Here is a 10680-nt window from a genome sequence, read left to right as displayed (position 1 = left end):
GGCTTGTGGCACAGATTTCCCCCGAATGAGCTGCCAGAGTTGCCGAGAGTTTAATCAAGCGGTTAACGCGTCGGCTATCACCTAAGTTGGCATGTTGAAAGACATGTTTAGCCCATTGTGCAGAGTTTGATATAAAGTTCATAGTGCTTGCCTGATGTTGTAATGAAGATCAGATCGACAACATCAAACAGAGTTCAAAAAAATCCCCCGTACTTGACGGGGGATTTGTGTATAAGAGACAGGCACAAAGCGGCTTTTCATCCTTTTCCTATTGGAAGCTATCACTTCAAATAGTTAGGTTAATATCAAGCGGTGAGTTAGAACCAACCTTTGAATAGAAGTACTAAATAGTCCCACAGACGGCTGAATAGGCTACCTTCTTCAACATCTTCTAGCGCCATCAATGGGTATTGAGCAATATCGTTGCCCGCTAATTGATAGTAGAGAGTACCGACCACATCGCCTTTTTTCAGCGGTGCTTTCAGCTCTTTCTCTAGTACAAAGCTTGCAGTGAGATCTTTCGCTTGGCCACGCGGTAATGTCACGTAAGTGTCTTTATCAACACCAAGTGCGATGGTGTCTTTGTCGCCCATCCAAATGGTTTCATTTACGAAAGTTTCGCCAGCTTTATGTGGAGCAACAGTTTCAAAGAAGCGGAAACCGTAACTCAGCAGTTTTTTGCTTTCTGCTTTACGAGCGTTTTCGTTATCTGTACCCATTACCACTGCGACTAAGCGCATGTTGCCTTCAGTCGCAGAGCTAACGAGGTTATAGCCTGCGCCGCTGGTGTGTCCGGTTTTAATACCATCCACATTCATGCTTTTATCCCACAGTAGGCCGTTACGGTTGTACTGGGTAATGCCGTTGTAAGTGAATTTTTGCTCAGAATAGATCGCATACTCTTCAGGCACATCGCGGATCAGCGCTTGACCAAGAAGAGCAAGATCATAAGGCGTCGAGTAAAGATTTGGATCATCTAAACCATGTGAGTTGGTGAAGTGTGAGTCTTTCATGCCCAGAGAGCTCGCCCAAGCATTCATCAAATCAACAAACGCATCTTCTGAACCGGCGACATGCTCGGCCATCGCAACACACGCATCATTTCCTGATTGAATGATGATGCCGCGGTTAAGGTCGCTCACTTTGACTGTGGTTCCGACTTCGATAAACATCTTTGATGAATCAGGGAAGTTTTTCGCCCAAGCATTTTTGCTGATTACTACATCATCATTGAGAGAGATGTTGCCACGCTTAACTTCTTGTCCAATCACATAGCTGGTCATCATTTTGGTCAAACTGGCAGGAGAGAGTTTCGTATTCATCTCTTTTTCTGCGAGTACTTTTCCTGAATGATAATCCATCAGTACATAGCCCTTGGCGGCGATTTGTGGTGCATCAGGTACCACAATAGGAGAGGCAAAGGCAGTGCTGCTTAATGTGATGGAGAGCGTAACAGAAGACGCTAACACGGATTTTAGGATTGATTTTTTCATGGTGAATGCTTAGTTCTACTTAAGTGTCCGTAATCTTAACAAAAATAAACGTCTCAAACCAGACCAGATATACTCAGGTCAGGTTTGAGTAGTCATTGAGAGCGTTTATTAATCGCTTTAATAAATGCGCTGTCGTAGCCCGCGGATTTTACTTGTTCAAGTAAAGTCTGCGTCAGGTCGTCGTCAGTAAATGGGCCTAGGAACAGGCGATGAGTACTATTTGTACTTTCTACGAAGCTAGGCGCCGATAAACTCTGACCTAAGTTCTGCGCCAAAGTTCGCACGCGTTCAATATGTTGTGACGAAACCACCTGAATCACGTATTCAAGCGCATTACTTTTGGGGCGAGGTTTAGCCGGCTTATCGACTGTGATGACTTCGATACGCACGTTTGCCGTACCTGCTTGAACGACACCAATCTTGTAAGCGGCGGCGTAACTCAGGTCAATGATTCGCCCGTCATGGAATGGTCCACGATCGTTCACTCGAACTATGGTCGACTTACCATTATCCGTATTGGTAACTTTGACATAACTCGGAATAGGGAGCGTTTTATGCGCTGCGGTCATGGAGTACATGTCATAAATCTCACCGTTTGAGGTGAGATGACCATGGAATTTTTTACCATACCAAGAGGCTTTTCCGGCTTCGGTGAACCCTTTTGGATTTTTAATGATGCGATAACTTTGGCCACGCAGATTGTAATCTTTATTACCCCCAAAGCTGTATGGCTCATACTGTGGATGGGCGTCTTCAATATGTTCGACAGACAGCGGTGTGTCCGGTGCTTGATCATCTGACATATCATAGCGACCACCAGAAGAGCTACAGCCAGCGAGGATCAAGACTGCACTCAGCAGTGTGTATAGATAAATTCGGTTCATTAAATCGTCTTCGAAAACGCTTTGCGGTGCGTATGGATGGACATCAAAATACCGAAACCGGCCATCAGTGTCACCATTGAGGTACCGCCATAGCTAATCAGAGGTAGTGGAACACCTACCACGGGTAAAATACCGCTCACCATACCGATGTTTACAAATACATAAACAAAGAAACTCAGTACGATACTGCCTGCCATCATGCGACCAAATGAGGTTTGCGCGTGAGCAGCGAGGTAAAGTCCGCGGCCAATAATAAATAAATACAGGCTCAGAAGAACCAGAATTCCGATCATACCCCATTCTTCGGCAATCACTGCAAAGATAAAGTCAGTATGTCGCTCGGGGAGGAATTCTAATTGGGATTGAGTACCGTGCAGCCAGCCTTTACCTGATAAACCACCAGAGCCAATCGCAATTTTACTTTGAATAATGTGGTAACCCGCACCTAGTGGATCGGATTCTGGGTCGAAAAGAGTGCGCACTCGCGTTTTCTGATATTCATGCATCAGGAAAAACCACAATACAGGCACAAACGCGCCCACAGCGACTGCAGCAGCAGTGATGAGCTTCCAACTGATACCAGCCAAGAAAATTACAAAAATTCCCGATGCTGCAATCAAAATTGAAGTGCCGAGGTCTGGCTGTTTCGCGATCAAAATCGTCGGGACAAACACCATGATGAGCGAAGCCGCTAAGGTTTTGAATGAAGGAGGTAGGGCATGTTTACCTATGTAGCGCGCCACCATTAGAGGTACGGCGAGTTTCAGTAACTCTGAAGGCTGAAAGCGGACAAAACCAAGATCCAGCCAGCGTTGTGCGCCTTTAGATATCTCACCAAACAACAATACACACACTAACAAAATCACACCGCAGAAGAACAATACAGGCGCGGCACTTTCGTAGGTGCGCGGTGGAATTTGCGCCAAAATTACCATGATGGCTAAAGCCATCGCCATACGCATGGCTTGACGATCCATCATGGCGAGGCTTTGACCACTTGCGCTATACATGACCACTAGGCCAAATCCCATCAGTGCAAGCACGCCTAACAGTAGAGGGAGGTCGATATGAAAACGCTCAAACAGCGCCCGGTTTTGCCCGGTTGCAGGATCCATCTTCATGGTTGCACTACCTCTTCTATTTTCTCTTCTTCTTTTTTACCCAAAATCACGTGGTCGAAAATTTGCCGTACGACTGGTCCACCATTACTGGAACCGCCGCCGCCGTTTTCCAGTACGAACGTGACGATCACTTTGGGATCTTTGACGGGCGCAAAGCCAGTAAACAGGGCATGGTCGTGTAAGTGCTCCGCCAATTCACTCGCATTGTATTTCTGGCCTTCGGCTAAACCAAATACTTGCGCAGTTCCTGATTTACCCGCAGTGTCATACGTCATGTTTTGGAAGGCGCGTCTTGCTGTACCTCTTGAGCCATGGTTCACCAGATACATACCTTGAATTGCCATATCCCAATATTTCTTAGGTACGCCCTCTATCGGAGGATAAGTGGTGTACTCCGTCTCTTTCTGGGTTGAAAATTGTTCACCATTATCAATGGTGGCACGCAGCAAATGGGGGGCAATCACTTTACCGTGATTGACCAACACTGAGGTGGCTTTGGCTATTTGCATCGGTGTCGCTGTCCAATAACCTTGACCGATCCCCACTGGAATGGTGTCACCTTGATACCAAGGCACTTTATGGCGAGCCATTTTCCATTCGCGAGTCGGCATATTGGCTTTGCTCTCTTCGTAAATATCAATACCCGTCAGATCACCAAAGCCAAAGCGCATCATCCAGCTGGAGAGTTTATCAATCCCCATGTCATAAGCGATTTGGTAGAAGAAGGTATCCACCGATTCTTCAAGAGATTTAATGATATCCACACGACCATGTCCCCAACGTAGCCAGTCGCGGAATGGACGAGTATCTGTGTTTGGGATGCGCCAATAACCCGGGTCATTACGTGTGGTATTTGGAGTAATGACGCCATCTTGTAACGCTGAAACCGCAATAAAGGGCTTGACGGTGGAGCCTGGTGGATAAATGCCGAGCGTGGTTCGATTCACCAAAGGGCGACGCTTATCATTGAGCAAATCGCTATAAGCTTTGCCAGAAATGCCATGCACAAACGCATTAGGGTCGTAGCTTGGACTAGACACCATCGCGAGTACGCCATTATCTTTCGGGTCTAGGGCGACCACCGAGCCGCGACGACCTTCCAATAGTTTATAGGCATAAAGCTGGAGATCGATATCTAGGTTAAGAACGATATCTTTACCCGGAATCGGTGGAACGTATTTGAGTGTGCGGATTACTCGTCCGCGGCTGTTCACTTCAACTTCTTGATACCCAGCCGTTCCGTGCAAAAGATCTTCGTAGTAGCGCTCAATGCCTAACTTGCCGATATCACGTGTGGCTTGGTAGTTGGCTTTTTTTCCTTCGCGATCCAGACGTTCTAAATCTTTGTCATTAATCCGTGATACATAACCGATTACGTGCGTCAGAACGTCACCGTATGGGTAATAACGCTTGAGGTTGGCAGCAACGGATACGCCGGGGAACTTATGTTGATTAACCGAAAATTTCGCAACATCCTCATCGGTTAACTGAGTGAGCAGAGGAACCGAATTAAAACGGCGAGTCTGTTTACGCTCTTTTTCAAATGCCGCAATTTTTTCTGGGCTGATCTCCAAAATTTTTTGTAAGCGCGCAATGGTATCTTCCATATTCGGCACTTTTTCTGGGATCACTTCTAAGTTGAAGACTGGACGGTTTTCAGCAAGGAGCATCCCATTGCGATCAAAAATTAGCCCACGGTTCGGTGCGATGGGTACTACTTTGATGCGGTTGTCGTTGGAGCGAGTTTTGTAATCCTGATACTGATTGATCTGGATGTTGTATAAGTTGGTGACCAGCAGCCCCATGCAGATCAAAATCGCTAAAAAAGAGACAATAGCGCGATTACGAAACAGGTGAGTTTCGGCTTGATGGTCACGGATAGGGGTGTGCTGGCGTAACATGGCACTCTATTCTCGATGATAAGGGTGGTTGGTGGTAATACTCCAAGCTCGGTATAAGCTTTCAGCCATAACCACTCTCACCAAAGGGTGAGGCAAGGTCAGCGGTGAAAGAGACCAGCTTTGGTCCGCCGCGGCTTTACAGGCAGGAGCAAGGCCTTCTGGACCACCAATCAGAATGGAAACATCACGTCCGTCGAGTTTCCAGCTCTCCAGTTGTACAGCGAGCTCTTCGGTATCCCAACGTTTGCCCGGAATATCGAGAGTGACGATTCGGTTGCCTTTCGGTACGGCGGCCAGCATTGCTTCGCCCTCTTTTTGCAGGATGCGTGCAATATCGGCATTTTTACCGCGCTTGCCTGCAGTAATTTCTACCAACTCCAGTGGCATATCATGCGGGAAACGGCGACGGTACTCTTGAAAGCCCTCTTCAACCCATTTAGGCATTTTGGTACCGACAGCGATCAGTTGAATCTTCACACTTAACCCCAGAGTTTTTCCAGTTGGTACAGCTCGCGTGGTGCTTCTTGCATCACATGCAACATCACTGAACCCATATCCAGAACTACCCATTCACCTTCATTTTCCCCGTTCATACCGAGCGGTTGCAGGCCAGAAAGTTTGGCTTCATTAGCTACATGATCAGCAATAGAGGCGACGTGTCTTTTTGATGTGCCGGTGCAGACAATCATATAATCCGTCACACTGGATTTGCCTTGTACATCAAGTGTGACGATATCGACTGCCTTCATGTCGTCGGCTTTGTCGGAAAGAAAGTCTTTAAGTGCTTCACCTTGCAAGAGAATGTCCTCTGAATGTCTTCAATAAAAAACAGCTTTCGCTTAAAACGGCGCAGTATATCACGCTTTTACTGTGGCAAAGGTACGTTTGCCTGAGGATTGCAGCATTCGAGGCTCAGTTGCTGCAAGATTGGCCAGACGGGCTGTTCATATTGAGTTTTTGCCAGAAGTTCAGCCTTGGCTAATATCCCAACCAACCGAAACAGTGCTGTACTGGGTAAGCGCTGCAAGGCAGCAGAGTAGAGTGGTCTTCGATTCTGCCAAACACGATAGCGATCAAATAGACTGCCGATGTTACCTAGCTGTTGGCGCTCTTGTTGCCATTTGAGCAGTTGAGTGAGTTCTTTTTGCGCCGTACGGATCAAAATAATTGGTTCGCTTTCTTCTAGCATTAACTGGCGAAGAATACGCTGCGCTCGGTTGGCTTTGCCTTCCAATAAGGCATCCATCCAATGATAGGGCGTGAAATGGTTATGACGGCTCAGTGACTCTTCCAAACGAACCAAAGTTAGCTGACCATCAGGGTAGAGGAGAGCCAGTTTCTCTAGACTTTGTGCTAAGGCAAAGAGGTTGCCTTCATGCCACTGCGCTAACATTTGCACCGCTTCTGCATCCGGTTTTAAACCGAGTGCAAAACAGCGCTGCTGAACAAACTGAGGTAAACGGCTCAGTTCAGGCGTGAGGCAATTGATCCAGCAAGCTTGCTGCGAAAGTGTTTTTAGCCAAGCTGCATTTTCTTGTGCCTTAGTCAGTTTTGGGCCAATCACTAGCAAGATAATATCTTGGTGAAGTTGACCTGCGAGTGAGCTTAGCTCTTTCGCCGCTTGTGCATTGATCCCTGATTCAGGGATCTCAATCTCAATCAGCTGACGAGACGAAAACAGACTCAGCGCCTGACAACAGTCATACACTGAACTCCAATCGAGCCCTGCATCAGCGCTAAATCTATGTTTCTCCAGAAAACCTTGTGCTTGCGCCGCTTTTTCGATGGCGGTTTTAGCTTCTTGGATCAGCAGTGGCTCATTACCGAATACGAGGTAAATCGGATAGAGAGTTTTGTGTAGTGATTCGGCCAGTTTTTCAGCGTAAATGCGCATCGAAACTACTCACTTTTGCCTTCTGTTGGTGCTGAAGCTGGGAGCTCTTGAGTATCAACTCGGTAGTCAGTCACTCCATCGCTTTCAATGCTTTCATCGTCTAAGGTTTTGCGTTCAAAATCCGCTTTCAGACGAGCCATTTGGCGCACAATTTGGCTGGCCGCCAGCTTGCGCATTTCATCTTCAATCATGTCGCGTTCGACAGATTTTGCCAGTGCAGTCAGTGGGTTATCCAAGTAGCTACGAGTCACGCTCGTAGTAAAGGTACGGCTGCCAAGATCAGGTACTGTGACTCGATAGCTTGCAACAAAGGTCAATTCAATTTCGGCAGCGCGCGTGTTTTGATACAGCGATAAAGTACGTTCGCCAGTGCTTTCACTCAGTAGATGTAGGTTTGGAAGATTTTCTGCCGGAGATTGCAGATCAATTTTATTTAGACGTAACTGACGATGAACCATACGGGTAAACGTGCTGTATTGGTCATAACTGGTCAGTGACATGCTAGAGAGTTCTTGTGGGATATCGTAATCACCTCGTAAGTGGAAGCCACAAGCCGTCAGTAAGCTTGTCATCAGAACCAATAGTGACCATTTCAAAGTAGGGAAAAGAGTGTTACGCATGGATGCTTTAGTCTCGTTATTAGGCAGAATACTTATCTCAGCTCACCAAGAGTTAACAACGCGATAAGCTGAGATAAGTAAACAGGGCGAACCCTGTTTACTGACATTAAAGTAAGCCATTAGTTCACAGGGTGTTCTAATGGCTTAGTGACTCATCAATAAAGAGGAGTTAGTTGGCTACGATATTCAGCAATTTGCCTGGTACGTAAATCACTTTACGCACGGTCAGACCATCAATGAACTTCTGCACGTTTTCATCTTGCATGCCCAACGCTTCAACTTGTTGTTGAGTAGCATCGGCCGCGACAGTGAGTTTACCGCGCAGTTTACCGTTGACTTGCAGCACGATCAGCTTTTCATCTTCCACCAGAGCGGCTTCATCGTAAGTCGGCCAGCTTGCAGTATCGATGTTGCTTTCACCCAGTGCTGCCCACATCTCAAAACAGATGTGCGGAGTGATTGGGTAGAGCATGAGCGTGATGGCTTTCAGTGCTTCGTCCAGAATCGCACGATCCTGCGCTTCCGTCATCGGCGCTTTAGTCAGCTTGTTCATTAGCTCCATGATCGCTGCAATCGCCGTGTTGAAAGTCTGGCGACGTGCTACGTCATCAGTCACTTTTGCGATGGTTTTGTGTACATCGCGGCGCAGTGCTTTTTGGTCTGCATTCAGTGCTGAAGCATCCAAAGCCGGAGCTTGGCCGAGCTCAGTGTGCTCACGTACCAGTTTCCATACACGACGCAGGAAGCGGTTTGCACCTTCAACGCCGGATTCTTGCCATTCCAGTGTCATGTCTGCTGGTGAAGCAAACATCATGAACAGACGTACTGTGTCAGCGCCGTACTTATCGACCATCTCTTGTGGATCGATACCGTTGTTTTTCGACTTAGACATTTTAATCATGCCTGAGTGTTCAACTTGTCGACCACTTGCATCAACCGCAGAAACGATACGGCCTTTGCCATCACGTTCCACTTTCACTTCGGTTGGTGATACCCACTCTTTACCACCTTTCTCATTGGTGTAGTAGAAGGCATCAGCCAGTACCATGCCTTGGCATAGCAGCTTTTTGAACGGCTCATCACTCTTCACATAACCCGCGTCACGCAGCAGTTTGTGGAAGAAACGTGAATAGAGCAGGTGCATACACGCGTGTTCAATACCACCGATGTATTGATCAACCGGCAGCCAATAGTTGGCTTTCTCTGGATCTAAGATGTCATCCGCTTGTGGTGAACAGTAACGTGCGTAGTACCACGATGACTCCATAAAGGTGTCGAAGGTATCGGTTTCACGCAGTGCTGGTTCACCGTTAAAGGTGGTTTTTGCCCACTCTTTATCAGCTTTGATTGGGCTAGTTACGCCATCCATCACTACATCTTCTGGCAGGATAACTGGCAGTTGGTCTGCTGGTACTGGGTGTACTTGGCCATCTTCAGTGGTCACCATAGGGATTGGTGCACCCCAGTAACGTTGACGAGACACGCCCCAGTCACGCAGACGGAAGTTAACGGTTTTCTTGCCTTTGCCTTCTGCTTCCAATTTCGCAGCAATTGCATTAAAGGCAGCTTGGAAATCCAAACCATCGAATTCGCCAGAAGCGAAAAGAACACCTTTTTCAGTGTAAGCCGCTTCAGATACATCCAGCTCGCTGCCATCGGCAGGTTTAATTACAGGGATGATGTCGAGGCCGTATTTGGTCGCGAACTCAAAGTCACGTTGGTCGTGCGCAGGCACTGCCATTACCGCGCCAGTACCGTAATCCATCAACACGAAGTTCGCGATGTAAATTGGTACTTCACGTCCGTTGAGGGGATGGATCGCGGTTAGCCCTGTCGCCATGCCTTTCTTTTCCATGGTCGCGATTTCAGCTTCTGCAACTTTGGTATTTTTACATTCATCGATGAAGGCGGCGAGTGCTGGGTTATTGGCTGCCGCTTTGGCCGCTAGAGGGTGACCTGCAGCGATACCCACATAAGTTACACCCATCAGGGTATCTGGACGTGTGGTGTAAACTTCAAGATCTGTGTTTTCACCTTTAACGGCAAATTTCAGTTCTACACCTTCAGAGCGGCCAATCCAGTTGCGCTGCATGGTTTTTACCATTTCAGGCCAACCGTCTAGGTTATCCAGATCGTCAAGCAACTCTTGTGCGTATGCGGTGATCTTAATAAACCACTGTGGGATCTCTTTTTGCTCAACGGGAGTGTCACAACGCCAGCAGCAACCGTCTTCAACTTGTTCGTTAGCAAGAACTGTTTGGTCGTTTGGACACCAGTTGACTGATGAGGTTTTTTTGTAAACTAGACCTTTTTCAAACAGCTTAGTGAAGAACTCTTGCTCCCAACGGTAGTACTCAGGGCGACAAGTGGCGAATTCACGATTCCAGTCATAACCAAAACCCAGTAATTTGAGCTGGTTTTTCATGTATTCGATGTTTTCGTAAGTCCAAGGTGCAGGCGCAGTATTGTTTTTTACCGCTGCGTTTTCTGCAGGCAGACCAAAAGCGTCCCAACCGATAGGTTGCAGTACGTTTTTGCCTTGCAGACGTTGGAAACGAGAGACTACATCACCGATGGTGTAGTTACGCACGTGACCCATATGCAGTCGGCCACTTGGGTACGGGAACATAGAAAGACAGTAGAATTTTTCTTTGTTTGGGTCTTCACTTACAACGAAGGTTTTGTTGTTGTCCCAGTGCTGTTGAACCTTGTGTTCAATATCTTGCGGGTTGTATTGCTCTTGCATCGATGACATCCATCTTGGAAT

At 47.2% G+C, this 10680-nt stretch carries 9 protein-coding genes and 1 pseudogene; all 10 read right to left on the bottom strand.

Annotated elements, in window-relative coordinates; genetic code table 11:
- Positions 1–142: pseudogene (locus D908_RS20325) on the bottom strand (IS4/Tn5 family transposase DNA-binding protein); the annotation flags it as partial.
- A 175-nt stretch (positions 143–317) separates the two neighbouring features.
- Positions 318–1493, bottom strand: a complete 1176-nt coding sequence (locus tag D908_RS17625) for a serine hydrolase (protein WP_000748298.1) — start codon at positions 1491–1493, stop codon at positions 318–320.
- Between the two features lie 92 nt (positions 1494–1585).
- Positions 1586–2377: a septal ring lytic transglycosylase RlpA family protein gene (locus D908_RS17630; RefSeq protein ID WP_001080123.1), complete on the bottom strand. Its 792-nt coding sequence runs from the start codon at positions 2375–2377 to the stop codon at positions 1586–1588.
- A complete protein-coding gene (gene mrdB / locus D908_RS17635; RefSeq protein ID WP_000781437.1) occupies positions 2377–3498 on the bottom strand; it encodes a peptidoglycan glycosyltransferase MrdB in 1122 nt (373 codons plus the stop codon). Before mrdB ends, D908_RS17630 begins: the two co-directional genes overlap by 1 nt.
- Positions 3495–5399 (bottom strand): penicillin-binding protein 2, encoded by a 1905-nt coding sequence (gene mrdA / locus D908_RS17640; protein ID WP_005522307.1) that lies wholly within the window; start codon positions 5397–5399, stop codon positions 3495–3497. The genes mrdB and mrdA overlap by 4 nt, the downstream gene beginning before the upstream one ends.
- A 6-nt stretch (positions 5400–5405) precedes the next feature.
- Positions 5406–5876, bottom strand: coding sequence for a 23S rRNA (pseudouridine(1915)-N(3))-methyltransferase RlmH (gene rlmH, locus D908_RS17645; RefSeq protein WP_000701620.1), 471 nt, complete (start codon positions 5874–5876; stop codon positions 5406–5408).
- A 2-nt stretch (positions 5877–5878) separates the two neighbouring features.
- Positions 5879–6196: a ribosome silencing factor gene (rsfS, locus tag D908_RS17650; protein WP_001161140.1), complete on the bottom strand. Its 318-nt coding sequence runs from the start codon at positions 6194–6196 to the stop codon at positions 5879–5881.
- A 68-nt stretch (positions 6197–6264) separates the two neighbouring features.
- Positions 6265–7293, bottom strand: a complete 1029-nt coding sequence (gene holA, locus D908_RS17655) for a DNA polymerase III subunit delta (RefSeq protein WP_005522304.1) — start codon at positions 7291–7293, stop codon at positions 6265–6267.
- A gap of 5 nt (positions 7294–7298) precedes the next feature.
- Positions 7299–7913 carry an LPS-assembly lipoprotein LptE gene (locus tag D908_RS17660; protein WP_001246455.1) on the bottom strand — a complete coding sequence of 205 codons (615 nt, stop codon included), beginning with the start codon at positions 7911–7913 and terminating at the stop codon, positions 7299–7301.
- 169 nt (positions 7914–8082) lie between these two features.
- Positions 8083–10659: a leucine--tRNA ligase gene (gene leuS / locus D908_RS17665; RefSeq protein ID WP_005522287.1), complete on the bottom strand. Its 2577-nt coding sequence runs from the start codon at positions 10657–10659 to the stop codon at positions 8083–8085.
- Positions 10660–10680: the final 21 nt, after the last annotated feature.

Source organism: Vibrio mimicus CAIM 602 (genome assembly GCF_000338875.1).
GTDB lineage: Bacteria > Pseudomonadota > Gammaproteobacteria > Enterobacterales > Vibrionaceae > Vibrio > Vibrio mimicus.
Note: the sequence above shows the minus strand (reverse complement) of the source record. Positions and strands in the feature narration are given on the sequence as shown.

Excerpts from the sequence above, each read along its gene's own strand:
- mrdA (WP_005522307.1), bottom strand. The coding sequence starts at position 5,399 with ATGTTACGCCAGCACACCCCTATCCGTGACCATCAAGCCGAAACTCAC.
- D908_RS17625 (WP_000748298.1), bottom strand. The coding sequence starts at position 1,493 with ATGAAAAAATCAATCCTAAAATCCGTGTTAGCGTCTTCTGTTACGCTC.
- D908_RS17630 (WP_001080123.1), bottom strand. The coding sequence starts at position 2,377 with ATGAACCGAATTTATCTATACACACTGCTGAGTGCAGTCTTGATCCTC.
- D908_RS17660 (WP_001246455.1), bottom strand. The coding sequence starts at position 7,913 with ATGCGTAACACTCTTTTCCCTACTTTGAAATGGTCACTATTGGTTCTG.
- mrdB (WP_000781437.1), bottom strand. The coding sequence starts at position 3,498 with ATGAAGATGGATCCTGCAACCGGGCAAAACCGGGCGCTGTTTGAGCGT.
- holA (WP_005522304.1), bottom strand. The coding sequence starts at position 7,293 with ATGCGCATTTACGCTGAAAAACTGGCCGAATCACTACACAAAACTCTC.
- leuS (WP_005522287.1), bottom strand. The coding sequence starts at position 10,659 with ATGCAAGAGCAATACAACCCGCAAGATATTGAACACAAGGTTCAACAG.